The following is a 24167-nucleotide window of genomic DNA, read 5'->3' as shown; positions in this document are numbered from 1 at the left end:
GAGAACTTCCGCCTTGAGGCGCGACAGCAAGCAACAGCCTTTTTATAGCCTGTCCACTACAATAGAGTAAAGCTTAACTTTCCTGACATTTCTTAACAAAGAAAGGTGATCGACGCCATGAAAATAAGTTTGCGGCGGAGGCTGAAACTTGCGGGTCAAGGATGCCTCCTCCTGCTTCTAAGCTTTGGACTGTTTGTATCCAGTTCTGTTTCCCCTTCAGCGCTGGCGCTGGCTAGAGTAAGTGTGATCCAGTCAGTCACGCAGGATGCAATTCCTGTATTGAAGATGAGTACCTTACCTTCTCCGAGTACGGTCCAAGAATTCGCTAAGGCTACACTGAACAAGCTCGCTGCAGAAGCTCCATTTACAGCCTGGAAGGATGCAGCAAGGATAGAATATTATCCTCTTGGTCCAGGTACACATGGCTGGCTTGTAAATGTAATGAAGGGTGAAGAGCGGATCGGATACATGATCATTTCCGCTACCGATACAGGCGGATATATGTTAAGTGAATATGGAGCCGGCACTTACGGACTCCCATACAGTTTAAATGATCTGCGCCAGTTTTTGGTGCAGAAAGGTCTCATTACATCATCTTTTTCAGGAACAATAAACCTTACTGCTTTATATGCACCACTTCTACCGGTCTGGAAAATAACCATTGACGAAAAGACGGTTTACATCAATGCTTCCGTACCGCAAATTTTACCTTGGACACTGAGCAAGGCGGAAGAAGTCCTTAAAGAGCAGCCTCCAGCAACAGATGTAATTACTAATCTTAATCCTGACGTATCACCGTTATCGGCCTACAATAGTGGAGGGTCAGATGATCCTTACGAAGATATCCTATGGCTGACTGCTCCTAAACTAACTACAGTGAGCGGCGACAATATCGCACTTCTGATCAGACCTAAGGAAAGCATCGCTTATCAAGCTGCTGGGCGAAACGACCTTGTCGGGGCACCATTTATGATTACAGGCTATCAGAGCTGGCAGTCTTCTCAAGGTCAAGCTGAGAACAATAAAACTACCGTATACGCGGCCTCAGGCCCTGAAGGAAAACGATACTTACCACTCACTGCACTACAAAATAATGGAACACTGCATAAGCTGCCAGACAAAACGACCAAAGCACTCGGATATAATCGTTAACACAAGCATAAACGCCTTCGGCGTCCTTATGAGTACGGTAAGTGTTTATGCGAGAAATAGAAGGATAATTTATAACGTAAGCATATAAATTCTTATATTTAAACAAATGCAAATAACCTTCCACTGCCACCCATGAATAATGGCACTGGAAGGTTATTTGCTATTTAACCTTTAGTCTTTTTTATCATGACTCCACTTGCTTCGCCAGATAGACCACCCAAGCGGGAGCATGCCAAACCATTTCTGTGACCACGGCTGCTTCGTAGCCGCTCTACGAGCATGAATGGCACGCGGATCCTCGATATATACGACTACCTTCTCCGTTATATACTTTACAAGCTCATCGCCACCGGAAGCCATTTAAACACCTCCTAAAATGTAAGTGAATTCAGATTATCAGTATCCGTTCCATGGTCTTAGTGTGCACCACTCCACTTGGATCTAAACTACAGACTTCTGATTTGTCGAATAGGTTTACCTATTAAAGCACAATCTAACAAAGAATCCATAAGACGTTATTCACTTGCAAGGAGGCGTTTCACTTGAACAACTGGAGAAAACAATCCTTTTCCAGAACAGCAGCTGCTCTATGTGGCTTTCGAATCACTCTAACTACCCTAGGACTACTAATGTTGTTTATGGGCAGCTCCTTAGCCTCTGCGACACCAGAGAAACCTGTGATGAAGGATGACCGTCAGCATTTATTAGGACACGGACATCGTATGATCCTAATTGATGCGGGACACGGAGGCATCGACGGTGGAACTTCCTACGGTAATATTCTTGAAAAAGATATCACCTTAGATATCTCACGTCGATTATTTCTACTTCTGGGTAGCGATGGCTTTGACGTTGCTTTAAATCGCAATGGAGATTATGCCCCAAGTGATGAGAACCGCTGGCTGCGTAGTAAATCTCGACATCTTCGGGATCTTGCACAGCGTAAAGAGCTCGCTGAGACATTACCTGCTACTGTAGTGGTAAGCATCCATATTAACTGGGCGCCTTCCCCTTCCAAACATGGTCCACTTGTATTGTACCGTCAAGAGGGCCGTAGCTTCATGCTTGCTAAGTCCATTCAGCATCAGCTAAACAATCTTTACGATGTCGAGGCTCATCCAAGACCAGGCAAGCCCTTTTATTTACTCAACAAAATAACCGCCACAACTGTTATCGTTGAGGCGGGTTTTGTAAGCAGTCCGACTGACCGCGCAAAGTTATGCACCCCTAAAGGGCAGCAACAAATCGCTGAAGCCATCGCTGATGGTATTGTAGCTTATCTTATGGAAGTTTAAGTTGGGAGCTCCATTTCATCTCTTTTTTAACCAGATCAGAAATCCCTATAAACTCAACATTGTCTTTCATCTGTTCAATACCGCTGCGGATTCCTGCGGCGGTCTCTTTCCCAAATACACCAACATGACCAATCGTTACACAAAATCGTTGATCCTTCGCCATGTCTTTGACGAGACCCATTTGTTTCAGAACATGACTTGCTGTATGTGTGTCATCTAAAAAGATATGGTTCTCTACGCGTGGCAACCCCATCCGATAAGCCATATTGCCAGCAACGGAACGGTAGTTGGTCTTGCTGTCTACAAAAAATAATCCTCGTTCTTTGCATACAGATAAGATCACTGCCATAATCCGCTCATCTCCGGTAATTTTCGAACCCATATGGTTATTTATCCCGATCGCATAAGGAACATTATCGAGTGCTGCCTCAACCTTTTGTCGCACTTCCTCATCGGACATTTTGGCCAATATGGCTCCTGGTCCAAGCCATTTAGGATTACCTTGGCGCGGCTCCATCGGCAAATGAACCAGAACATCATCTCCGCGTTCATGGGCGCGGGTGGCATCCTTTACGGATGTAGGTAAAAAAGGCATGACGGCTACAGTAAGCTTTATCGGTAACGAGAACATTTCATCTGTCCCCTTCATGCCATTGCCGAAATCGTCAATAATGATAGCGACCTTATCACGTTTGGGTGCACTCTCTTCAAGCTGCGTATTTGTAGCGTTGTCTTTAGACGTGGCAGCAGAGACAGCCGGCGTAGCCGGAACAATTGTGGTAATCAATACTGCAGCAACAGCAAGCCAATTCAGTAAGTAACGTTTAACCTTTCGACTGTCCTTCATCAAGAGGAACGCCTCCTTCGTCTTAAACAATTGTTCTCATTGTTTGGTTCAAGAAGGTTAAATATGTACGGGGAGGGTTCGCAATAATTTACAATCGAGCTGTTGCTAATGCCCGCGCTTGTCTGTGGCAAGGATTGCTTCCAGCACATCCACAGATTGAACTTCAAATGGCATATTCTTCATTGGGCTCTCTTGGGAGCAGCTAGCTTCTGCCACCACCATTAATTTATCCATATCGCTACTGGTAATCCCAAGCTCCTTAAGTGTGACGGGAAGGCCGACTTTTTTGCAGAAAGCAATGACCTGAGCGATCTCATCTTCTGAAGCCTTCTCCAAGACCAACTGCACGATCGTAGCAAAGGCAACCTTCTCACCATGTAGGACATTCCTGCATTCCTCATGCAGGGCCAGTCCGTTATGAATAGCATGGGCTGCAGCAAGCCCACCGCTCTCAAAACCAACGCCGCTCAAGTAAATATTAGCTTCAACAATATGTTCCACTGATGAAGAGGTGATCCCCTGTTTAACATCCATGAGTGCGGATTCACCTTCAGCAAGAAGTGTGTCCAGACAAGCACGTGCTAAAGAGAACGCTGCGATTGTGCTAGTCCCGCCTGCATGAGTAACCGCTCCAGATTCACGGCAAGCTCTTGCTTCGTAATAGGTGGACAAAGCATCACCCATTCCAGCCGCCAGCAATCTTGCAGAAGCTTTAGCGATGATATCGATATCTGCGATCACCATATCAGGATTTCTTTTTAATGGAAGATAACAGTCGAAGTCACCTTCGTCCGTATACAACACTGATATTGCGCTGCAAGGTGCATCCGTCGAGGCCACTGTGGGTACAATAACTACCGGGAGATCCGCCATGTGGCTTACTGCTTTTGCCGTATCTAGGGTCTTGCCGCCACCGATTCCTAAGATAACTTCAGCGTCCTTCAGGCCAAGTTCTAGCACTATCTCATCCACCTGATTACGGCTGCACTCACCCTTGAATTCGCGCATCATAAGGGGAATATCGTTCACTTCAAAGCTGTGTAAAATATCCTCCTTGTACATGGAAAAAATATAAGGATCTACAATCGCAAAAGCTCTGTTCGATCCTAGCTGCAAACAATAATCTCCCAGCTTACGAATCTCGCCATACCCCTGAATATATTTAGTCGGTGAACATATGATCTGCGTCATGGTTTCACTCCTCTTTTTGTATATTCTTTTATTCTAAGGAGTGTTGCTTCAGACTGGCTATAAAAAAAGATGCTATAGACTTTTGTCTTAAATAAATCCGCCGTTCACACGAATCGTCTGGCCCGTAACCCACTGTGATTCCTTACTAGCTAGAAACAAAACTACACTCGAGATGTCCTCAGGCTCACCCAAGCGTCCAAAAGAATTCATACTCCCAACATTCGCAATCTCTTCAGCTGACTTCCCAACTGTGAAAAGTTCCGTATTAACAGGACCTGGCGAAACCGCATTAATCGTGATTCCTTTTCGTCCAAATTCTTTAGCTAGCTGACGAGTGAATTGTTCCACTGCTCCCTTTGTTCCCGCATAAACGCTGTAGGTTGGGAACATCTGGCCTGTAACCGATGTCGAGAAATTAATGATCCGTCCGTTCTCACTCATATGTTTAGCCGCTTGCTGGCAAGCAAAAAAGGTACCCTTCACATTGATAGCGAACTGTTTGTCGAAGTCTTCTTCCGTCATACTCGCAATCGGCTTTGTGATCATAATGCCTGCGTTGTTAACGAGAATATCGATTTGTCCATAAGCTTCCAATGTGGCTTGGAATAATTGTTCTAGCTCTGCCACTTGGCTGATATCCGCTCGGATAGCGATAGCTTCTCCACCCTTTTGCTTAATTTCGTTCACAACTTCCTCTGCCTTGCTTGAACTGCTTGCATAATTAACAACAACCTTCGCACCATGTAACGCCAAGTTCTCCGCAATTTCCCGTCCCATACCTCTTGAAGCTCCAGTCACTAATGCAACTTTTCCAACCAAATTCTGATCCATCATTTATTCCTCCTATTCGTTTGCCTTTCTTGTTGGTCTGATTATAAATCGAACACTCGCAAATAACAAGTGACAATTATTATTTTTTGTCATTCGATATAATTGTTCTCCAGACGCAAAAAAACCTTCCGATCTTCATCAAAAGGTTTAGTCCATCATTTTTTTATTTTGAAATATGCTATAACAATTTATGACGAAATTCCGGAAAGCATCAAATCCCAAACAGAGGCAAACTCCTGATCAATCGAACCCGACTGCCACTCTTTCGCATGAGCAGGATGATGAAATCGTGATGTTGCATTAAAAATAGCTCTTGCCGTAACCTCTGATTCCAATGCTTTAAACTCCCCGGTTTGTATACCTTTTTCAAGAATGCGTGCGAGTTGCCCAATTAATTGATCTACGTGTTGGGTAATCATATCTACGGCTTCTAAAGTTACGGAGGCGTACATAGCAAACATTTCGGAATCATCTACAGCATAGCTCCGTTTACTGTGAATTAGAGTATCTAACCACAGATGTAGCTGCTCTTTGGCATTCCCATCAAATTGCTCAGTAACGTCCTTTAATGGGGCTAAAATATTTTGATGCAACCATCTTTCGGTTACCGATTCGCGCAAAGCTGCTTTACTGGAAAAATGTCTATATAGCGTACCATGACTAACCTTCAGTACCCTCGCTACATCAACAACTGAAGTCTTATCCGGGCCAAAACGCCGGAGTACTTGTTCAGCCGCATCCAAAATGTTTTCTTTAGATAATGGAAGATCATTCGACATCGGTATTTCCCCTCACTCTATTTCTGATGGTTCTTATCATAGCATATAATATTCAAAAACGAACTGACAATAATCTTACTTTGTCATTTGTAAAATCATTATCAGTATATACGTGCACAAACTTATCAAACTAAGATCCACATTTTAGTATCCAATTCTCATCAGCCGCTGAGTACTTACCATACCCCAACAACAAAAAACCTCCTTGATTTCTCAAGAAGGTTCATTTCTTTCATCTACTTACTCACTCGTCCAACTTCGCCCTAACAAACTTACCAATCTTCGTAATCGCCTGCTCTGCTTCTGGGAGCATATACGCTAAGAAATGAAAAACACTCCACATATTATCCCATATTTCCAGTTCCACATGAACACCCGCTACTCTCGCCCTTTCAGCCAACCTCGTTGAATCGCTTAATAGCACCTCATGGTCGCCTACTTGAACAAGTAAATCAGGCAATCCCTGCAAATTCATTCTTAACGGCGATAATATTGAAGCCCACTCGGTTCGAGTACCTACATATGCTTCAAGTATCCGTTTATTCCCTTCCAAGCTACCTGTCGGATCAAGCTCCGCACGACTCTGATACGATTCACCATCCAAATGAACAAGATCTGTATGCGGCGATATAAAAAAAGCACCTGCTGGTAACTCGCTCCCCTCATCCCTCAAAGTAATCAGTGTCATCAGCGCAAGGCTGGCTCCAACAGAGTCTCCTCCAAATACGATATCACTGGCAGAATATCCATTTGCAAGCAACCACCGGTAAGCCCCTATACAATCTTCATTAGCGGCGGGATAGATATACTCGGGTGCAAGGCGATATTCAATGATTAGCACTTTCATACCACTGGTCTTTGCAATTCGTGCTGCTAGATCCCGATAAAATTCACAGGTTCCTGAAACAAAACCACCACCATGAAAATAAAGAATCACTTTATCATCAGGTGGAGCTGTTTCCACAGGAATGATCCACTCTCCACTTAATGGCCCAACCCTGACCCGCTCGACTGTAACACCCGTATGACTAGGCATATTCGCAGTCACCTCAACCATTTCTTGTCGGATATGCTCTACAGACTTACTTTCAAACCGATTGCTTTGTTTCAGGTAATCTTTGATCGCTGCAAGCTGTTCTATACTCGTCTTTTCCATATCGATAATCCCTCCTACAGGTCTTTTCAACTCAAAGTGTAAAGCCTGTAGGTCACTACAAGGTCAAGTTAAGATTCCATTTTCAGGATTTCTAGCGTTGACTGTACTCCAGGATGTTTATCCGTGGCTAATAAATTTTTTCTCAAGTCTGCGAGAGAAGCAAGCTTTATCTCCTGCTTTGCAATTTCATTGCGGACTCGATCCATTTTTTTATCTACAACTTTCACAAAATCATCTATGCTAATGCCACTGCTTTCCGATTTTAACAATGCCTTTTTAATTTCCTTTAGGGTGAATCCACATTGCTTAGCATTATGTATAAACGTAAGTCGACTTAGCGCTTCTTCAGAATAAAGACGGTAGCCGGCTTCCGATCGTATAGGTGTACTAATTAGACCCAGTTCCTCATAATACCTCAGTGTTTCCATACTCACATTTGCCATCTTAGCCATTTGGCCTCGCAAGTATTCCGTCATGATATACGCCCCCTTGGAATTCCCTATATTATACCAAAATCCAGATAATACAGAGGGTATCAAAATAGAGCCAATAATTAATCGGGATCAATATAAAACTCCTTATCTACACACAAAAAAACGGCATTTCTGCCGTTTCCCATTGACTACTCTACTCTTCTACCTACAACACTTCACTTCGAATCGCATTTTTCTGTATTAGAGAAATCTGTCCGGCATGAATGCCTGTGTGATACATAAGTCTTCCTACCGCTTCAAGCGGAGTAGATGTGCCAAAAGACGACTCTACGCTTACATGCCAAGCATCTTCCGGAAGCTCCCGCATCGCTGCAATCAGATTCTCGTTGGAAGCAGACAGCAGATCCACCAGTTCACTTAATGTAGTATACGCTGCGTCATCGGCTTGAGGTTTAGGTCTACCAAAGAACCACTCTGCAAACATAAATTCTACCTCGGCATTATGAGAAATCAAACCTCCGATGGATGAATTCCCTAATTTAAGATTTAAATCTTCTTCCGGCAATGCCTTCACCATTTTATGAAATCGCTCTTGAACCGCTTGCCAGATGGGCAGTACTGAAGTAATAGTCATCGGCTATTTGCTCCCTTGTACAGCTGCTTCTTCGTCTTTCTTCTTATCAATAACAACGTGATTAAATACATTCGCATCTACATCAATATCGAACGCCAACCCAAAACCTACAACATAACGCCCCTTCAACGGAGTTAGTTCGAACAGTGAAAAATCCAGTCCGCGCAGCAATTTCAGCATGGCCTCACCATGGTCAGCATTGAACAATTCAAAGATATCCTCATATCCATCATTTCCGATATTGCTTGAAGTACAACTCCAGCGCACACGCTCAGTTGCAAATTTATTGTTTGTTTCAGACTCATCCGCAATTAGAAAGGCGTCCACATAATCATTATTTTCCATATAGCCATAGTGCTCTGCGATTTTACTAATATAGATATACAGCTTGCCGTCTTTCTTTACGAAAGGCGCATAACTAATAAAGGGCTTACCTTCATCATCGATCAAACTCAAAATCAAGTTCTTACGTTTATTAATAAATTGCAAGTAGTTTTCTTTATTTTTCTCCACATCTACAGGCTTCTTCATTTAAAATCCCTCCATGAATAGGTTGTGTCACACTATGAATCTATCGAACAGTACTCAACAAATGAATACGAGGTTTCTTCTCTGTAGGCACATACTGGACTTCCGCGTCCATCCGGTATATATCCCTTATCATATCGGTTGTCATGACTTCATTCGGTGTGCCATACATCGCCTTCTCACCCGCATGCACTACAACGATACTATCGCTATAAGTAGAGGCTTGATTGAGATCATGCAGCACCATCACTACGGTCATGCCCATGTCTTGATTTAACTCACGAACAAGCTCAAGCACTTCATGCTGATGCGAAATATCCAAGTACGTGGTTGGTTCGTCAAGCAACATGATGAGTGGACGCTGCGCCAATGCCATTGCAATCCAGGCACGCTGTGATTCACCACCTGACAATGAAGCTACGGCTCGGTCCTTATACTCCATCAAATGTGTCTTTTCAAGGGCCCAATGAACAATGTCCATATCCTCTTGGTTCAATCTTTCAAACCACTTTTTATGTGGATATCTGCCATACGAGACCAGATCGATCACAGTCATATCACTCGGTGCTTGATTCTTCTGGCTCAGCATGCACATTTTTCGTGCGACTTGTTTGGCGCTCATGGTCTTCAGATCCGTACCATCGAGTATGACCGTACCCGTGTGATAAGGAATTAGCCGTGATACCGCTTTGAGCAAAGTGGATTTGCCGGAGCCGTTCGGTCCTATGATGGAGACGATCTCACCTTTTTTTACGGAAAAAGAGAAGTTGTTAATCACGCTTTTCTGCTCATACCGAATCGAAATGGAATCGACAGTAAACATGTTAGAACGCCTTCTTTCTCATCAGGTATAGAAAATATGGTCCGCCAATCACAGCCATAAGGATACCCGCAGGGATATCTAGGGGTGCAAACAGGGTACGTCCACCTGTATCCGCAATTAACAGAACCAATGCACCAAGAGCCATACTCATCGGCAAAAGATATTTGTAATCTGAACCCACGAGCAATCTCGCCATATGAGGTACAACTAGACCGACAAATCCGATCATTCCAATGGCTGCTACAGAAATAGCCGCTAGAAATACTGCCAGCAAGGAGAGCAGGATACGAATTCGGTTCACATTTTCACCCAGATTCGAAGCCACCTGATCACCCATACGAATGATATTTGCCTTACGAATGGCAAAGAAAGATAGGATCCAACCTGCAATCGCATATGGGAAGACCATCATCAACGCATTATTCCCTTTTGCCGCAAGACTGCCGTTAAGCCATTGAACCGCTGCAGGGAGTCTATCGCTGTACATGATTGTTAATAGTCCAATGAGTCCTCCGCAAAGCGCATTCACAGCAACACCAGATAAAATAATAGTAATCGGTGAAATACCGGTTCGTCTCCAAGCTAATGCATATACAATACCAGCAGCAATTAGCCCTCCAACAAAAGCGGCAATCGGAATGAACTCAGTATACTGTGGTGCAGCAAGCATTATAACAAGAACACATGCAGCCGCGCCGCTAGTTACACCCGTCAATCCAGGATCAGCAAGTGGGTTACCCATCACAGCTTGCAGCAGTGCGCCCGAGATCGCTATATTCGCTCCGATGATCATCGCCAGTAACACACGTGGCAATCGAATATCCCATATGATGGTCGCATTCACCGCCTTAGACGATGAACCAAAGATCGTGCTTAGTATGTCTGATACCGGAATAAAAACAGAGCCTAATCCGATGGCAATAATCGCGGCAACGAGCGCTAATAGAACCGTTATAATAACAACTATTCTGCTACGAGATGTATTTATCACTTGCTGTCTCCTTTAATTATTCATAGAAGTATTTTGCGATTTCAGTTAGGGCTGTTTCTGCGTTAATGATCGAGGTTACGCCGAACACACTGTAATCTAAAATCTGAATTTTGTCGTTTTTATAAGCAGAGAGCTTCGTCCAAGTTTCATTTTTCTCTATTTCTTTTTTAAATTTGTCCTTTGTCGCTCCGTGGTCACCTGAAGCCAATACGAGAATGACGTCAGGATCAGCGGCTACGACGTTCTCCATATTAATAGGAGAGTAAGTATCGGTAACTTTAAGTACAGAAGTAGCAATGTTATCAGCGCCAAGCTTTTTCACCAAACTACCTAGATAAGATTTCTCACTCATAACCATGAAGGAATCAGAGGTTCCAATAACGAGCATCACGCTCGGCAGTTCTTTTCCTTCGGCTAATTTACTTAGCTCATTTTCTTTATCCAATATCTTACTCAAAGCCGCATTCATCTCATCTTTTTTATTAAAATAAGTACCTAATACTTTAAGGCTAAGCTTTAAATCCTCGAAGGATTCTGTGCGTAGATATGCTTTTTGCAAATCCATGCCTTCCAGTGTCTTATCCAGTGTGCTTCGAAGTGATTCTGCTCCCAGCAGCAAGTCTGGCTCAAGCTTTGTTACTACTTCAAGATCCGGTGCCATTGGCGAACCAATTTTATCTATCGATTCAAAATCAGCAGGGATTGGATTGGTGGAGGTTGGCACCCCAACTGGTGTGATTCCAAGCAAGTAGAGCATTTCTGTTAATGGTACAGATGTAGTTACAATTCGCTGTGGAACTGTGGCTGGAAACTGGCTTAATGCTTCATTGAACAATGCTTCATCTACACCATCATGCTCCAGACTGTATTCCTTTCCAGCATCCGCTGTTTTCGCTGCTTCTGTTGTATTCGCTGCATTTGCTTCTTTCGTTTCATTAGCAGCTGTATTCGTTACGGCTTCATTCTTGGTTTGATTGTCCGCTGTATTGGTGGACGAACATGCAGTCATTGCAGTAAGCGCTGCAACAACCAGAAGTACTAATAATTTCTTCAAAATCTATCCCTCCGAGTATGTATAATTATACGTTCCAAGTAGTGATAATGATTTTCATTTTCATCTACGATTTCTATGATAATGGTTATCATTGGGAAGTGTCAAGAATTTTATTTTAATTTTAAACTAGCAAAAACACCTTAAACATCCCATTAAAAAGGACAACCTTTCTTGTAGAAAAATAGGAATTCGGTGTCGTATGAACCCTTCACTTTCTTAAATCCACAAAAAAACCACATCCAAAGGACGTGGTCAATATGCATAATAAACCTAAATATTTAATTATAGATTGGAATAAATCTATCTCGATTATTAATAATGGAATCTTCTTCTGATTTCGCTTATAAATTTCCGGTCAGAAAAAATTATCATCCCAATAATGGTTAGGAGTGAGTATACGATAGAGAAAACACTGGTCCAAATGACATGAGATAAATTAAATACAAACAGAAGCATAGGACATAAATTAATAAAGAACATCGCTAAAATATAGCCTATATCATGACGCCATAATGATTTTTGAACAATTGCGAGCATAGTCATAATAAATGTAGCTGCCACTCCAAACAGTGGAATTGCATAGTTGGTAGACCATCCCCTAAAACCAACAAATATATCGATCACCAATAGGAAAATGGACAACATGACATAGTGATATAAAATTTTCCTGCCAATATGTTTATTAGATAAAATGGTATCTTTAACAACGATCCACGCATAGATAAGACCTGTACTTACGATAATTGACCATATTCTTGGATTGATATGATAGGTCAACGCATTAATTGTAATCGAAAGCACGATCGCAGATATAGTCAAAAAGAGGAACAATTTAGCTACCGTAAATGGTTTGGTTTCCTGATAGATCTCTTTATAGGACGGGTATTCTGTCGTGCTCTCTCCCCTGATCTTAAGTGGCTTGGAGCATAGTGGACAACGATAATGTTGATTATCAACCGTCACGTTGCAACGAATACATTTGGTCATTCGCTAATCCCCCAATCGTTTGAGTAGATTTTAACTTCAAGTCCAGCCTCACCCGCTAAGGTCGAAAAGAAATATTGCAATATATCGGACTCCACTATATTTCTGGTAAACGTGATCACCAGCTTATCATTGACTGAGCTGATCCCACAGTTCATAGGGCTTTTATTGGATGGATAGACTAATGCCTCAATTAGCTCTACGTGCTTGTACATTTGCTGTGGCAACATAATATTGCCGATATTGGACAAGGTCAGTGTTCTTTTACTTTCCCCAAGCATATGAAACCCTAAATTCACGAACCAGTTCTTCAAAAATAACGGGACAAACAACGTAGCTTTGTTCCGTTCAAGCGCCACATTATTGTAAATGATATTTTGCAAATTTTCTTTCCCCGTTTTATACTTCAGCATCTCATTCATTCTAAAAATTAATTCATCCAGTGTGGTATCTTCCGTAATTCGCGCACCAAGATTAACTACGCCAAAGAAGTTACGAAGAGTACGTGAAGGGAATGCTTTGCGCAAATTGACAGGCACTGCGATAACCACGGGAGCGTTACTTTTGCTATATTTGATTCTTGTTTGATAAATAGAATAACTCAGTAATGCGGATAAATAAGCAGTGATCGTACTTCCTTTTTGCTTAGCGAGGGCATTTAATTGGGAGGCACTTATGACCCCGTGTACCACGTTATTTCCGAACTGTTCGAAAGCGGTACCTTTAATGTGGTACGCTCGGCTGTTTCTAACCGATTCAACATAACAATCCTTGTAGTATCTGCGAAAAGCATCCTCCATATCATGGATATCCACTCCTGAATCAGCGAGTAAAATCCGGTCCTCAGTGTCAATTTCATGTCCCATATACATTAGATAATAGTACAGCAGTGATTTTAAAAACTCGACAGCCCCATTACCATCCGTAAGCGCATGGAACACTTCAACAGAGACTCTATTTTTGTAGTATAAAACCTTAAATAAATATCCATTGTTTGTAGTTGGATCAATGTTGCGACAAGGATACTGCTGATCCTCAGCGATCACAATTTTATCCGTGCTAGACTCTAAATAATTCCAAAACACACCCCTGCGAAGCTTCACAGTGAACATCGGAAATCTGTCGAATACCGTATCGGCGGCTTGCTGTAACGCATCCACATCTACAGGATTTGTCAGAACCGCTGAGATCCGATAAACAGAAGTGTTTTTTGTGTTTGTAACGGATGGAAATAGTTTTGCTGCGTTATCAAGTTTGTACCACTTTTTCACTTCAAAACTCCTCTTTTATTCTGCTGTTACTGGTTGATACTCCACTTTTGCATTGTCTTCCTCAAACAAACATAGCTTACCACGACACAGATTATCTCTGCCACTACAAAGGAAAGCCATAAGCCGATGTTACCAAACATTAAAGGAAGGATAAAGAAATTCCCCATCAACAAGGCATACCGTAAAATCGCCAAAATCGCGGATGTTCTTGGATTGTTAATGGCTGTGTACAAAGCGTTAATTATAATATTGGCCCCTACAAAGATAAAATTAAAGCTATAAAATGTGATGATTTCACTTGATGTAGTCATGACCTGAAGATTGTCTTTTACAAAAAGAGAAATTAAGGGAGATTTAAAAATAATCAATATCGCTGTACAAACCACACCAACTAATGTCACTATTTTAATCGCCATGGTAATCAATTCCGTTATACGGCTATATTCCTTCGCTCCGTAATTCACACTGCTAATGGCTCCTAACCCTCTCGACATGCCCATGATAACTGCATTAACTACAAGTGAGATATACTGAACTACCGCAAATGAAGATACCCCTATTTCACCAAATTTAGAGATCAAAATCCAGTTGAAGATCATAGAAGAAAAACCCGCACTGAATTGCGTAATCGCTTCTGAAGAACCGTTATAGATCATCCTTCCGATTGCTTTAAAATCCACTTTCCATCTACCCACTTTTAAAAAGCTATCCTTTGAGATAAAATTCGAGAAAAATAATATAAAAACAATCGTTGCACTGATCCCAGATGCCAAAGCAGCACCGGTAATCCCCATATCGAAAACGCAGATAAAAATTAAATCCAAGATGATATTTAAAACTACACTCAGTAAATTACCAACCATATAAAGCTGAGGTTTCCCCATAGATTGCAATGAAATACCAAGTAAAATATTAAAAATTACAGGCACGACAAATACACCAAAAGTCTGTATGTAATCAACAACCATAGGAAAAAGCACTGAATTTGCTCCAACTATTCTAGCCAGTACATGAGGAAAAAAAACTACTATTATGAAAATAACTACGGCTATCATGAGCAATGTGTAAAAAGCATTATTGAAGTAGTGGTTGGCTTTCCCCTTGTTCTGCTCTCCCAGACTAATAGCGGTTAATGTATTTCCTCCAATAGCAATTAAGATCCCTATACAGGAAATAATATTAAAAATCGGTGAAGCCATATTCACTGCAGCTAGCGCATTAGGTCCTACAAAACGCCCCAAAATGATTCCGTTAATAATTCCGTACAGACACATAGAAAGTGAAGCTACGATCCCAGGGATTGCATAACCGCGAAATAGTTTGGAAATTGGATCTTTTAATACATTGAGTTCTGTTGTCTTCATCTTGTCATTCTCCATTCACTGTTTTGAAATTTTAGATAAAAATCAGTACAATGAACACTATAATCTCTTGTGTAACACAAGAGTCAACGGGAGAACGATGCAATGAACAACTATTATTCTATTGGTGAAACAGCAAAACTAGCAGACACAACTATCGAAACCTTGCGGCATTATGACCGAATTCACTTGCTGAAGCCTGCTAAAGTAGATCCCTCCTCCGGTTATCGCTATTATTCAGATAAAGAGCTTATTTATCTTGATGTCATCAACTTCTGCAAAAAAAAGAATATGCCACTTCATAAGATTAAAGATGTTTTTACGAATGATAATCTTGATTATATTATTAATTTTCTTAAAACAAAGGACGATGAAATCGAACAAGAAATCAAGCAGCTGAATAAGACAAAATCACAGCTTAAAGCTTTACAAAAACAATATGAAAATCAAGCTTATTTATCCGATGTGCCTCTATCCCCCACCCATTTTTCAACTAAGGCTTTGGGAGAAAGAGCGATCGTAAAAATCCACTCCCTACAGAAACCCAGCCTCGAAAGTTTCCATCAACTGCAGAATGCGCTAAATCAACAGCTTGAAGATGAGTCAAGAGATGCATTCGCCTTTGATCTTCGTGCAAATATTATGACTACGTTGGAGCCTAGTGAGAATCCATCTGTCTTTTTTGTAGTTTGTGAGAAGTACCCTGAACAGGCCGGCTGTATTTCAATATTACCTAAAGGAATTTATCTCTATGGTTATTGCTCGGAGGAGCAGAGATTGAAAACGATGCAGAATATCGCTGCATATGCTAAAGCCGAATATAATACGGAGATTCCATTTGTCATCCAGACAGTCATTTTCACCGGAATGTTTCAGTGGGTTTATGAGATTCAAGTATGGTTAAAATCTGCATGATCTAAAATAAGACAAATAAAACAGCACGCGGCGATATAGGATCGACACGTGCTGTTTACTACAGAATTAAAGCTGATTTGTCCAAACTAAAATCTAGCGACAAAAAATTCACGGTCTGCTGGGACGTTAAAACTCTTCAAAACTACTCCATTCTCGTCTCTTATTGTCAGCAGGTAAGGTACTGAAGTTAATGTGCTAATCGTAGGAAATCTGACCACACCGAAATCATCGAACTCAGCATTCACAGTTGTGGTACCATTTTTTAATGTAGCGGTCCAGCCCGAAGAATCTTTAGGTGTGCTATTCGTACCTAAACTTGTAGCGAGAACCACAAATCTGTCCAATGTCTGTCTGATTCTCCGTTTCTTCCGGGTTGCAGCTGCTTTCACTCTTTTTGCCGCGAGGGCTTTGGCCGCCATAACGGCTTGCTTATTGACTGGCTTCTTAATCATTGCCATTTTCCTTCACCACTTTCTTTTTAGGATACGATAGTAAATGCAAGAATTGGAATGCTTGACCTCACTTTTACCTACTATTCTAGAAATGTACTTTATTCCTAGATTCATAGATTCGTACCCACTGGATCAGTGGTGCATATAATGCACTTGTGAGGTGATCCATTAATAAATGAGCCGACAATTGTGGCTAGAGCAAAATAGTTCAAGAATCCATACGGCGCTAAGAAAAAGAATTCAACACTCCCAAGTCCGTCGCGGTACATCCGCTAAAATTCCTATCATTATCAAATTCAAACAAAAAATGACCCCAGCACAGCTGAAGTCATTAAAAAAACATTTAGAATCACACGACTTTCCTATCAAACATCATCTCCCCATACTAAATTCTGTATCATCACGAGTTTCGATGAACTGTCTGAAACAGATGTGCAGTTGGCATGGAATCGATAAAATCTATGTTGACGGAATTAAAAAAACATCACTTTATATAGCGACACCATCCATCGGTTCTACATCCGTCCAAAAGAAACAGGGACTTACCGGAAAAGGAATCAACATTGCCATTCTTGACACAGGAGTGTATAGGCACCCTGATCTGATTCAGCCCTGTAACCGTATCGTAGCTTTTAAAGATTTTATCAATCACAGAAAACTTCCCTACGACGATAACGGCCATGGGACTCATATCGCAGGGGACGCGGCAGGCAACGGATGGATGAGTAAAGGAAAATACAAAAGCCCTGCTCCAAAGGCAGGGATCGTTGGTGTTAAAGTACTTGATAAAAATGGTGACGGATATGACTCCACGATCATTAAAGGAATTGAGTGGTGTATTGCGAATCGAAAGCGACTAAAACTACGTATCCTTTCGATGTCATTAGGGGGTACGGTAAATTCACCTTGTTCTGACGACCCGTTGTGCCAAGCCGTAGAAAAAGCAATAAAGGCTGGACTCACTGTTGTGATAGCAGCTGGAAATAGCGGCCCTGGGCGCAGGACGATCGAATCTCCTGGGATTAGTCCTTCTGCAATTACTGTAGGTGCAGTGGATGACCGTCGTACACTCACACAAAAGGACGACCGGATTACCTCGTATTCAAGCCGCGGACCTGCACCGGGAGGGCGAAAGAAACCAGACCTCGTAGCTCCTGGCGAAACCATTATCTCTCTTCGTGCGCCACATTCCAAGCTAGATCGCGAGCTTCCTTACTTGCGGATCGCTAAAAATTACTTTGTGCTGTCCGGTACCAGTGTCTCAACACCTATTGTCTCTGGTGTTATTGCTCAATTGCTGCAGAGAAATCCCTCACTAACTCCTAAGCAAGTGAAATCCATACTAAAAAAGAACACATTCTCTCTGAAACTCCCCCCTAACACAGCGGGCTCTGGTGAGATCAATGCAAGATTCTTATTGTGATTTTGCTTCCTTCTTTAAAGCTGTGATAACAGAAACTGATAACACTTCAGTAAATTTACCCGTAGGCTCAATTTCTAATAAAGAAGATTTCAAATCCGCTTCAAATCGTTCCAAGTGATCTCCAAATAAGCGCTTTGAAGCATAGGATGTGGAATACAAATTGCCAAGAATCGAATCCACCGTCCATGTCACTGAATAACTCGGTAAAATCAATCTTTCCACATCCTTAAAGCTAGATCGCGCAACAATATCCTCATGTCTTTCTTTAGGATGAGTATAGATGCTATCTCCTGCGATTCTTTCGTTACCTAACCAGCGTTTCACTACTTCATTTACCTTAAGCTGCCAAGATAATGGCTCTTGCCCTACATTAAAAGTATCAATAATTACTAGACCGCCATTATTGTCCGAACTGTGGTATAGGATTTCAAGAATAGACGATCTATCCATCCAGTGAAACGCTTTGGCTAGGATAGTAAGACGGAAGGAACCCCAGACGTTCTGCAACTCTTCTGCTCTACCAAGCATCCAACTAACGTTATCAATCCTATGGATTTTTGATAGACGATTAGCCTCTTCCAACATTCCACTTTCCGTATCTACACCTATCATTTCTTCAAACCAATCACTAAATCTTAGTCCCAGCTGACCCGTACCACACCCTAAATCAAGCAGACGGCCTTCTCCGTTAAGCGAAAACTTCTGAATTAAGAACCGAATAAGGGATGAAGGATACTGCGGTCGATATTTTGAATAGTACACTGCCGTACCTTTAAATAAATCCGGACCATATTCATTCATAGTTTCACCCTTCTCTTGTTTTCTAATAGGACAAAATCATAGCAGACATCCAACTAAAATAAAAGGCAGTTCGGTTTGACCGAACTGCCTTTTTATTTATGCTGATACGTCAATTCGCTGGATTTGGGCTCAAAGGATCAAAAAATCCACATAGAAATGATTGACAAATAAGTTCGTTGCATATATGGTTAATTACATAACTAACTAACCAATGAACATGGCGGTGAATACATGGGAAGCTTAATGGATGATACTCGACCAATATTTATGCAGATCGCCGAACGCATAGAAAATGACATCATCGAAGAAACACTCTTGGAGGAATCACAGGTTCCTTCAACAAATCAATTTGCTGTTTTTTACCAGATCAATCCGGCGACGGCTGCGAAAGGTGTGAATTTGCTTGTCGACCAAGGAATTTTATACAAAAAGCGAGGTATCGGCATGTTTGTAGCTTCTGGAGCGCGCACAGTATTGATGGAGAAGAGAAAAGAGCAATTTTATGAGCAATATGTTGTAACTATGATCCGTGAAGCAGAGAAATTAGGAATTACGTTGGATCAATTAACGAAGATGATTCAGAGGGGAGATAATCGGTCATGAATGAAGTCGTTGAGATCAAGGGACTGACCAAGTCGTATGGAAAGGTAACTGTCATCCAAGACATTAGTTTTTCTTTAGAAAAGAACAAAATCTATGGTCTGCTTGGCAGAAATGGTGCAGGAAAAACAACGATCATGCACATGATTACAGCACAGTTATTTGCTACAAGTGGTGATTTGAAGGTGTTCGGGGAACATCCCTATGAGAATAACCGCGTACTCAATCAGATTTGCTTTATTAAGGAAAGCCAAAAATATCCGGATACGTACCGCATTATCGATGTTCTAGAGGTATCCGAGTTATTCTTCCCTAACTTTGATAGGGAGTACGCCCACTCCTTAATCAAGGACTTTAATCTCCCCTTAAAAAGAAGAATAAAGAAGCTGTCCAGAGGAATGCTCTCGGCGGTGGGCATTGTAGTAGGCCTGGCGAGCCGCGCTCCGCTGACTATTTTTGACGAACCTTATTTAGGTCTCGATGCTGTAGCAAGAAGCCTGTTTTACGATCGACTAATTGAGGATTATTCAGAATATCCGCGAACAGTTGTCTTGTCTACACACTTAATTGACGAGGTAAGCCAGCTATTAGAGCATGTCATTGTTATCGACAACGGTAAGCTGATTATCAATGAGGATGCTGAAGCTCTTCGCGGGCGGGCTGCTAAAGTTATCGGTGCGGCTGCGAAGGTCGAAGATTTAATCACCGGTAAAGAGATCATCTCTCGTGAATCCTTTGGCGGATTACTTTCTGCCACTGTTATTGGCTTAAACTCAACAGATCTATCACGTGCTGAGATGCTTGGTCTGGAGATCTCCCCGATATCTTTACAACAGTTAATTGTTCATCTTACAAACAGAAAATCCCAAGAGAAGGGAGTTGCAGTGCAATGAACCAAATGACAGGAATATTAAAAATGCACTACAAGGATAAATGGTTTTGGTTGTTTATGCCTTGGATTATATTATTGTCCAGCTTTTTGGTTAATCTTGTCATAGCTTTTTTCCTGCAAGAACCAATGTATACCGGCGGCCTAGTCTCAATCTTTATTTATATGTTTATCATAGGTATCATCATTTTAGTACAGACTTTCCCCTTTGCCTTGGGCTTAAGCCTACGGAGGATAGATTATTTCTTCGGCACATCCTTGATGGCCGTTATAACAAGTGCCGGCTTCTCACTACTTCTGTTCCTGCTATCTATTATAGAAACCAAATTAACATCTGGATGGGGTGTGCAGCTACATTATTTTCACCTACCATACTTGAATGATGGTACCGTCCTAGAGCAGCTGTGGATCTATTTCATGATCTTGTTGCATATGTTTTATTGGGGATTTGTTATATCCAGCATCTTCCGTAGATTTGGTAGAAGCGGCCTATTCATTTTCGCGGCAGTCATGTTTATTCTGTACAGTGTCGCTGGATTGTTAATGACATATTATCAGTGGTGGGTAGATGTATTTAATTGGTTGGCTAGCCATACCGCATTTGAACTTGCCTTGTGGAGTATGCCCTTGACGGTCTTGTATGCACTCTTATCGTTCTGGATGCTTCGGAAGTCTACAGTATAAGACTCTGCCTGGAATATTGTTAATATTTATAGGGGGTACTGTATGGATTATGTGAGGGATTACGCCATGTATGCTTCTATATTCGGTATGTTTAGTTTTAGTTGGTTTGGTTGGGCACAAGAAAACCCCAGATCCAGCTGGCGAAAATATATTGGCATAGCTTCTGGTGTATCCCTTCTCGTCTGCTTGATTGGTGTCTATTTAAGTATGACGAACTGGGATGCTCCCTCCGTATTAAATGACAAGACCTCTTTTGATAATTATCTAATTTCTGTCTATATTGAATTATTGTTGGCTGGTGCTGGAGCTTCTATATTGATGAAATGTAAGTATAATGATTATGTTGCTCCTTGGATTGCCTTTATAGTAGGGATTCATTTTATTGGCTTAAAAAGTGTGTTTAACGATTTCAGTTTATACCTTTTAGCAGCACTTCTGGTTGCAATCTCTATCGTATCACTGTTCATATCTAAAAAACTTAAGGTCGCAAACAGTGCAATTACAGGCATTGGTGCTGGGACAGTTTTGTTCGCCTTCGCTCTATTAGGGTTAATTCGATATTTATCGATCTAAATACGAGTATGCTAAAGTTACCTTCGATTGATTATATTCACAAAAAAAGAAACTCCCTTGATTTCTCAAGGGAGTTTCTTGTGATGCGGTCGAGAGGACTCGAACCTCCACGATATTGCTACCACACGGACCTGAACCGTGCGCGTCTGCCAATTCCGCCACGACCGCACATCATAATGACTACATATCAAACTTGCGGTCACAAGATAGATCATACCATGCTGAGATTAAAGCGTCAATATATTTTCCAGCTTTTCTTATCGATCATTATTTTATGGATAATTATTGCTTTTAATTCCGAATATAAGGTATAATGAGAACAAAAGTTCGCATAATATAAATGAGGTGATTTATAATGGCGACTACGAAGTTGAAGACATCCATTGTTGATGAAGATGTTACTAAAGAAGAACTGTCCCTTGTCAGAAGCTATTTGCTGCTAACGTTTATTCATAAAGTTTTCGAGCGTGACTGCCGTGTAATCAGCAAAAGTGGTCTATTTAAGACCCCTCAGCTTTATATGGAGCTCTTGTCTGGTGCCACTAAGAAAACCTCACTAATGCTTCAAGAGGTTACGCGTGAATTGAGCTCACATGATCTGAAGATCACAACCGTTCGCCAAGATCAACGAGGAGTCGAGGCCTTGTACTCCTGTAGAGGATATCAAGGTGAGATGAATATATTATGGCCAGGATTCCGTAGAGAGATGATGCTGCGAATGCGTGCGTATCTCGGACTGTCCACAGAGCTCTCCATACTCTCCAGAGAAGAAAGTGACTCCCAGCTAGCTTTAAGTATTTAATTCGTCAGAGGCTTATATGTAAGCAGAACAACTCCCCACCCAATTTGGGTAAGGAGCTGTTTTTGCTGCGGAAACTATATATTATCAGGTTCTTTCCTTGGTTCACTGAAGGGTTGGAATAAATAATTCCGATCCAGCTTTACTACTCGTCTATTCTGACGACGTATCATCACCTGCGAATCATCCCAAGCCAGAACAATCCCTTTTACATCATTACTTTCTATGCCGTCCCGCACCACACGAATTTTCTCGCCAGAAATTCGGTATGCATCCAATTGTTCATCGCTAATCATCATGAATCCCTCCCTCTGTATAGCTTATCCTATTTTCATTAAGCAGAAACGGATACGCCCCCCTTTTAGGGGATAGTTCCGATGCAGTGATACTACGTATCGCTCGCAAAGATCCGTTCTGCGAAAAATATAAGGATAAAGGATAGCTTAAAATATATACTTTCTTATATTTCCAGAAAAAAGACCCAAATGAAAAATCATCTGGGTCTCGTATAAGTAATTGACCAATTGCATGTCTACTAAAGCATTCTTATATCAGCGCTTCATTCTTCTCGAACCAGAAATCAAGAACTTTAGCGGACATCACACGTTGCTCCAGATACTCCACTTGGTTTGTTGTGAATTTCTCCCTCCAAGGGAAGGAAAGTTCCTCACATAAACCTTTGATTGTCAGAAGTTCTGACCAAGCTACATAGCGTTTGTACCAAAAAAACTGAGGATGTTCAATCATATAGGGATACAGATCGTCGAATTCCGTGTGTTTGCAATCCAGCGCACGCTCGAAGTGATCCTTGGCCTCGGTTAATTTATCAATAAAAAATTGCTCAGTCACCGGTTCTTTCCCCATTGTGACGCCTCCTCCCTATGTCTGATTTTATTATAAAGGAAAATCTATAGGGTGAAAAGCAGTTGTTTGAAAAATAGGCCTGTTCTTATCTCAAAAACGGGTTATTCCCCAAATTCAATGGTGCCTCCGCTAAGAGAAGTAATTCTTACGAGTGACTCCAGTCGGATGCCTTGTTCTTTGATTGTCCGGGCTCCAGCCTGAAAGCTTTTTTCCACTACAACGCCAAGACCTACCAGCTCAGCGCCAGAGCGCTCGATGATCTTAATCAATCCACGTGCTGCATCACCATTAGCAATAATATCATCAATAAAGAGGATTTTATCCTCTGGAGAGATGAATTGGCGAGACAACATAATGTCGGTAACAATACCTTTCGTAAAAGAAGGAACTCTTTCACAAAGTGCGTCCGGATCTGCTAACAGTGTTTTTTTGCGACGTGCAAAAACTAACGGCACCTTTAACTCATATGCGGTGGCAAATGCCACGGCAATGCCCGAGGATTCCACGGTCACAATACGTGTAATTCCGCAGTCCGCAAACCTCCCGGCAAACTCCCGTCCCATTTCCATCGTAAGCTGCGGATCTACCTGATGATTCAACAGTGCATCCAGCTTCAGCACTTCATCCGAAACGACGACACCTTCCTCCAAAATCCGCTGTTTCAACACTTCCATGACTTTGAACCTCCAATACCCTTTATAATCGCAGACTTTCCGTACAAATGAATCACGGAAGTCATGTCCTACTGATCCTCATCATAACCTGTACTATACAGAGTGCACAAGGCAATCCTGCATAGCACACATTATGATTATTCTTTTGTTCTTAAAACTATT

General features: G+C 41.7%; 29 protein-coding genes and 1 tRNA gene. 9 read left to right on the top strand and 21 right to left on the bottom strand.

Annotation, left to right across the window (positions count from 1 at the left end):
* Window positions 1-117 precede the first annotated feature (117 nt).
* Window positions 118-1152 carry a hypothetical protein gene (locus tag MKY99_RS10460; RefSeq protein WP_339270327.1) on the top strand — a complete coding sequence of 345 codons (1035 nt, stop codon included), beginning with the start codon at window positions 118-120 and terminating at the stop codon, window positions 1150-1152.
* Between the two features lie 171 nt (window positions 1153-1323).
* Here the strand turns inward: MKY99_RS10460 and MKY99_RS10455 are convergent, their stop codons facing one another.
* The gene (locus MKY99_RS10455; protein WP_042186941.1) at window positions 1324-1512 is read right to left on the bottom strand and encodes a YqzE family protein; all 189 of its coding nucleotides are present in this window, start codon (window positions 1510-1512) and stop codon (window positions 1324-1326) included.
* Between the two features lie 182 nt (window positions 1513-1694).
* Here MKY99_RS10455 and MKY99_RS10450 point away from each other — a divergent pair, with 182 nt between their 5' ends.
* Window positions 1695-2447 (top strand): N-acetylmuramoyl-L-alanine amidase, encoded by a 753-nt coding sequence (locus tag MKY99_RS10450; RefSeq protein WP_231573420.1) that lies wholly within the window; start codon window positions 1695-1697, stop codon window positions 2445-2447.
* Here the strand turns inward: MKY99_RS10450 and MKY99_RS10445 are convergent.
* The 14 genes from MKY99_RS10445 to MKY99_RS10380 form a co-directional block, all read right to left on the bottom strand.
* Window positions 2434-3294, bottom strand: coding sequence for a divergent polysaccharide deacetylase family protein (locus tag MKY99_RS10445; RefSeq protein ID WP_339270325.1), 861 nt, complete (start codon window positions 3292-3294; stop codon window positions 2434-2436). The two genes, MKY99_RS10450 and MKY99_RS10445, sit on opposite strands and share 14 nt — an antisense overlap.
* A gap of 105 nt (window positions 3295-3399) precedes the next feature.
* Window positions 3400-4485 (bottom strand): glycerol dehydrogenase, encoded by a 1086-nt coding sequence (locus MKY99_RS10440; protein WP_339270323.1) that lies wholly within the window; start codon window positions 4483-4485, stop codon window positions 3400-3402.
* 87 nt (window positions 4486-4572) lie between these two features.
* Window positions 4573-5316 carry an SDR family oxidoreductase gene (locus MKY99_RS10435; protein WP_339271589.1) on the bottom strand — a complete coding sequence of 248 codons (744 nt, stop codon included), beginning with the start codon at window positions 5314-5316 and terminating at the stop codon, window positions 4573-4575.
* Between the two features lie 188 nt (window positions 5317-5504).
* A complete protein-coding gene (locus MKY99_RS10430; protein WP_339270321.1) occupies window positions 5505-6095 on the bottom strand; it encodes a TetR family transcriptional regulator in 591 nt (196 codons plus the stop codon).
* Window positions 6096-6339: 244 nt separating this feature from the next.
* Entirely contained in the window at window positions 6340-7251 is a 912-nt protein-coding gene (locus MKY99_RS10425) for an alpha/beta hydrolase (RefSeq protein ID WP_339270319.1), read from the bottom strand.
* Between the two features lie 68 nt (window positions 7252-7319).
* A complete protein-coding gene (locus tag MKY99_RS10420; protein ID WP_339270317.1) occupies window positions 7320-7727 on the bottom strand; it encodes a MerR family transcriptional regulator in 408 nt (135 codons plus the stop codon).
* Window positions 7728-7890: 163 nt separating this feature from the next.
* Complete coding sequence (locus MKY99_RS10415; RefSeq protein WP_042186929.1) at window positions 7891-8319, bottom strand: DinB family protein; 429 nt, start codon at window positions 8317-8319, stop codon at window positions 7891-7893.
* Window positions 8320-8322: 3 nt separating this feature from the next.
* Window positions 8323-8850, bottom strand: coding sequence for a pyridoxamine 5'-phosphate oxidase family protein (locus MKY99_RS10410; protein WP_042186927.1), 528 nt, complete (start codon window positions 8848-8850; stop codon window positions 8323-8325).
* A 40-nt stretch (window positions 8851-8890) separates the two neighbouring features.
* Window positions 8891-9670 (bottom strand): ABC transporter ATP-binding protein, encoded by a 780-nt coding sequence (locus tag MKY99_RS10405; protein WP_339270313.1) that lies wholly within the window; start codon window positions 9668-9670, stop codon window positions 8891-8893.
* A gap of 1 nt (window position 9671) precedes the next feature.
* A complete protein-coding gene (locus tag MKY99_RS10400; protein ID WP_339270311.1) occupies window positions 9672-10661 on the bottom strand; it encodes an iron ABC transporter permease in 990 nt (329 codons plus the stop codon).
* Window positions 10662-10677: 16 nt separating this feature from the next.
* Window positions 10678-11715 carry an ABC transporter substrate-binding protein gene (locus tag MKY99_RS10395; protein WP_339270309.1) on the bottom strand — a complete coding sequence of 346 codons (1038 nt, stop codon included), beginning with the start codon at window positions 11713-11715 and terminating at the stop codon, window positions 10678-10680.
* Window positions 11716-12027: 312 nt separating this feature from the next.
* A complete protein-coding gene (locus MKY99_RS10390) occupies window positions 12028-12702 on the bottom strand; it encodes a DUF6320 domain-containing protein (RefSeq protein WP_339270307.1) in 675 nt (224 codons plus the stop codon).
* Complete coding sequence (locus tag MKY99_RS10385) at window positions 12699-13970, bottom strand: alcohol acetyltransferase (RefSeq protein ID WP_076283126.1); 1272 nt, start codon at window positions 13968-13970, stop codon at window positions 12699-12701. The genes MKY99_RS10390 and MKY99_RS10385 overlap by 4 nt, the downstream gene beginning before the upstream one ends.
* A gap of 26 nt (window positions 13971-13996) precedes the next feature.
* Complete coding sequence (locus tag MKY99_RS10380; RefSeq protein ID WP_339270305.1) at window positions 13997-15334, bottom strand: MATE family efflux transporter; 1338 nt, start codon at window positions 15332-15334, stop codon at window positions 13997-13999.
* Between the two features lie 102 nt (window positions 15335-15436).
* Between MKY99_RS10380 and MKY99_RS10375 the strand changes: the two genes are divergently transcribed.
* Window positions 15437-16246, top strand: a complete 810-nt coding sequence (locus MKY99_RS10375) for a helix-turn-helix domain-containing protein (protein WP_339270303.1) — start codon at window positions 15437-15439, stop codon at window positions 16244-16246.
* 86 nt (window positions 16247-16332) lie between these two features.
* Here MKY99_RS10375 and MKY99_RS10370 read toward each other — a convergent pair whose 3' ends face one another.
* On the bottom strand, window positions 16333-16704 hold the full coding sequence (locus MKY99_RS10370) for a hypothetical protein (protein ID WP_339270301.1): 372 nt from the start codon (window positions 16702-16704) through the stop codon (window positions 16333-16335).
* 406 nt (window positions 16705-17110) lie between these two features.
* On the opposite strand from MKY99_RS10370, the gene MKY99_RS10365 reads away from it, so the two are divergent.
* Window positions 17111-18121: a S8 family peptidase gene (locus MKY99_RS10365; RefSeq protein ID WP_339270299.1), complete on the top strand. Its 1011-nt coding sequence runs from the start codon at window positions 17111-17113 to the stop codon at window positions 18119-18121.
* On the opposite strand, the gene MKY99_RS10360 is transcribed toward MKY99_RS10365, so the two are convergent.
* Window positions 18113-18922 (bottom strand): class I SAM-dependent methyltransferase, encoded by an 810-nt coding sequence (locus MKY99_RS10360; RefSeq protein ID WP_339270297.1) that lies wholly within the window; start codon window positions 18920-18922, stop codon window positions 18113-18115. The genes MKY99_RS10365 and MKY99_RS10360 overlap by 9 nt on opposite strands.
* 231 nt (window positions 18923-19153) lie before the next feature.
* Here MKY99_RS10360 and MKY99_RS10355 point away from each other — a divergent pair, with 231 nt between their 5' ends.
* The 4 genes from MKY99_RS10355 to MKY99_RS10340 are packed head-to-tail and all read left to right on the top strand — an operon-like array spanning window position 19154 to window position 21668.
* Entirely contained in the window at window positions 19154-19525 is a 372-nt protein-coding gene (locus MKY99_RS10355; protein ID WP_042186911.1) for a GntR family transcriptional regulator, read from the top strand.
* Window positions 19522-20415, top strand: coding sequence for an ABC transporter ATP-binding protein (locus MKY99_RS10350; RefSeq protein WP_339270295.1), 894 nt, complete (start codon window positions 19522-19524; stop codon window positions 20413-20415). Before MKY99_RS10355 ends, MKY99_RS10350 begins: the two co-directional genes overlap by 4 nt.
* Window positions 20412-21095: a hypothetical protein gene (locus tag MKY99_RS10345; protein WP_339270294.1), complete on the top strand. Its 684-nt coding sequence runs from the start codon at window positions 20412-20414 to the stop codon at window positions 21093-21095. The genes MKY99_RS10350 and MKY99_RS10345 overlap by 4 nt, the downstream gene beginning before the upstream one ends.
* A 42-nt stretch (window positions 21096-21137) precedes the next feature.
* Complete coding sequence (locus tag MKY99_RS10340; RefSeq protein WP_339270293.1) at window positions 21138-21668, top strand: hypothetical protein; 531 nt, start codon at window positions 21138-21140, stop codon at window positions 21666-21668.
* Between the two features lie 84 nt (window positions 21669-21752).
* Here MKY99_RS10340 and MKY99_RS10335 read toward each other — a convergent pair.
* Window positions 21753-21836: transfer RNA gene (locus MKY99_RS10335), tRNA-Leu, on the bottom strand.
* Between the two features lie 187 nt (window positions 21837-22023).
* Between MKY99_RS10335 and MKY99_RS10330 the strand changes: the two genes are divergently transcribed.
* Window positions 22024-22470 (top strand): hypothetical protein, encoded by a 447-nt coding sequence (locus MKY99_RS10330; protein WP_042186902.1) that lies wholly within the window; start codon window positions 22024-22026, stop codon window positions 22468-22470.
* Window positions 22471-22544: 74 nt separating this feature from the next.
* Here the strand turns inward: MKY99_RS10330 and MKY99_RS10325 are convergent, their stop codons facing one another.
* From MKY99_RS10325 to MKY99_RS10315, 3 genes are all read right to left on the bottom strand, one after another.
* Entirely contained in the window at window positions 22545-22763 is a 219-nt protein-coding gene (locus MKY99_RS10325) for a hypothetical protein (RefSeq protein WP_042186900.1), read from the bottom strand.
* A gap of 250 nt (window positions 22764-23013) precedes the next feature.
* Window positions 23014-23331, bottom strand: coding sequence for a hypothetical protein (locus MKY99_RS10320; RefSeq protein WP_036689410.1), 318 nt, complete (start codon window positions 23329-23331; stop codon window positions 23014-23016).
* 101 nt (window positions 23332-23432) lie between these two features.
* Window positions 23433-24005, bottom strand: coding sequence for a xanthine phosphoribosyltransferase (locus MKY99_RS10315; RefSeq protein ID WP_076283133.1), 573 nt, complete (start codon window positions 24003-24005; stop codon window positions 23433-23435).
* Window positions 24006-24167 lie beyond the last annotated feature (162 nt).

This window comes from Paenibacillus sp. FSL R5-0470 (genome assembly GCF_037975205.1).
Taxonomy (GTDB): domain Bacteria; phylum Bacillota; class Bacilli; order Paenibacillales; family Paenibacillaceae; genus Paenibacillus_AQ.
Note: the sequence above shows the minus strand (reverse complement) of the source record. Positions and strands in the feature narration are given on the sequence as shown.

What these genes read in the sequence shown, in the direction of transcription:
- MKY99_RS10340 (WP_339270293.1), top strand. Translation starts at nt 21,138, where the DNA reads ATGGATTATGTGAGGGATTACGCCATGTATGCTTCTATATTCGGTATG.
- MKY99_RS10325 (WP_042186900.1), bottom strand. Translation starts at nt 22,763, where the DNA reads ATGATTAGCGATGAACAATTGGATGCATACCGAATTTCTGGCGAGAAA.
- MKY99_RS10435 (WP_339271589.1), bottom strand. Translation starts at nt 5,316, where the DNA reads ATGGATCAGAATTTGGTTGGAAAAGTTGCATTAGTGACTGGAGCTTCA.
- MKY99_RS10330 (WP_042186902.1), top strand. Translation starts at nt 22,024, where the DNA reads ATGGCGACTACGAAGTTGAAGACATCCATTGTTGATGAAGATGTTACT.
- MKY99_RS10390 (WP_339270307.1), bottom strand. Translation starts at nt 12,702, where the DNA reads ATGACCAAATGTATTCGTTGCAACGTGACGGTTGATAATCAACATTAT.
- MKY99_RS10415 (WP_042186929.1), bottom strand. Translation starts at nt 8,319, where the DNA reads ATGACTATTACTTCAGTACTGCCCATCTGGCAAGCGGTTCAAGAGCGA.
- MKY99_RS10425 (WP_339270319.1), bottom strand. Translation starts at nt 7,251, where the DNA reads ATGGAAAAGACGAGTATAGAACAGCTTGCAGCGATCAAAGATTACCTG.
- MKY99_RS10350 (WP_339270295.1), top strand. Translation starts at nt 19,522, where the DNA reads ATGAATGAAGTCGTTGAGATCAAGGGACTGACCAAGTCGTATGGAAAG.
- MKY99_RS10420 (WP_339270317.1), bottom strand. Translation starts at nt 7,727, where the DNA reads ATGACGGAATACTTGCGAGGCCAAATGGCTAAGATGGCAAATGTGAGT.
- MKY99_RS10360 (WP_339270297.1), bottom strand. Translation starts at nt 18,922, where the DNA reads ATGAATGAATATGGTCCGGATTTATTTAAAGGTACGGCAGTGTACTAT.
- MKY99_RS10375 (WP_339270303.1), top strand. Translation starts at nt 15,437, where the DNA reads ATGAACAACTATTATTCTATTGGTGAAACAGCAAAACTAGCAGACACA.
- MKY99_RS10440 (WP_339270323.1), bottom strand. Translation starts at nt 4,485, where the DNA reads ATGACGCAGATCATATGTTCACCGACTAAATATATTCAGGGGTATGGC.
- MKY99_RS10355 (WP_042186911.1), top strand. Translation starts at nt 19,154, where the DNA reads ATGGGAAGCTTAATGGATGATACTCGACCAATATTTATGCAGATCGCC.
- MKY99_RS10460 (WP_339270327.1), top strand. Translation starts at nt 118, where the DNA reads ATGAAAATAAGTTTGCGGCGGAGGCTGAAACTTGCGGGTCAAGGATGC.
- MKY99_RS10405 (WP_339270313.1), bottom strand. Translation starts at nt 9,670, where the DNA reads ATGTTTACTGTCGATTCCATTTCGATTCGGTATGAGCAGAAAAGCGTG.
- MKY99_RS10430 (WP_339270321.1), bottom strand. Translation starts at nt 6,095, where the DNA reads ATGTCGAATGATCTTCCATTATCTAAAGAAAACATTTTGGATGCGGCT.
- MKY99_RS10315 (WP_076283133.1), bottom strand. Translation starts at nt 24,005, where the DNA reads ATGGAAGTGTTGAAACAGCGGATTTTGGAGGAAGGTGTCGTCGTTTCG.
- MKY99_RS10345 (WP_339270294.1), top strand. Translation starts at nt 20,412, where the DNA reads ATGAACCAAATGACAGGAATATTAAAAATGCACTACAAGGATAAATGG.
- MKY99_RS10380 (WP_339270305.1), bottom strand. Translation starts at nt 15,334, where the DNA reads ATGAAGACAACAGAACTCAATGTATTAAAAGATCCAATTTCCAAACTA.
- MKY99_RS10445 (WP_339270325.1), bottom strand. Translation starts at nt 3,294, where the DNA reads ATGAAGGACAGTCGAAAGGTTAAACGTTACTTACTGAATTGGCTTGCT.
- MKY99_RS10455 (WP_042186941.1), bottom strand. Translation starts at nt 1,512, where the DNA reads ATGGCTTCCGGTGGCGATGAGCTTGTAAAGTATATAACGGAGAAGGTA.
- MKY99_RS10365 (WP_339270299.1), top strand. Translation starts at nt 17,111, where the DNA reads ATGAACTGTCTGAAACAGATGTGCAGTTGGCATGGAATCGATAAAATC.
- MKY99_RS10370 (WP_339270301.1), bottom strand. Translation starts at nt 16,704, where the DNA reads ATGGCAATGATTAAGAAGCCAGTCAATAAGCAAGCCGTTATGGCGGCC.
- MKY99_RS10320 (WP_036689410.1), bottom strand. Translation starts at nt 23,331, where the DNA reads ATGGGGAAAGAACCGGTGACTGAGCAATTTTTTATTGATAAATTAACC.
- MKY99_RS10410 (WP_042186927.1), bottom strand. Translation starts at nt 8,850, where the DNA reads ATGAAGAAGCCTGTAGATGTGGAGAAAAATAAAGAAAACTACTTGCAA.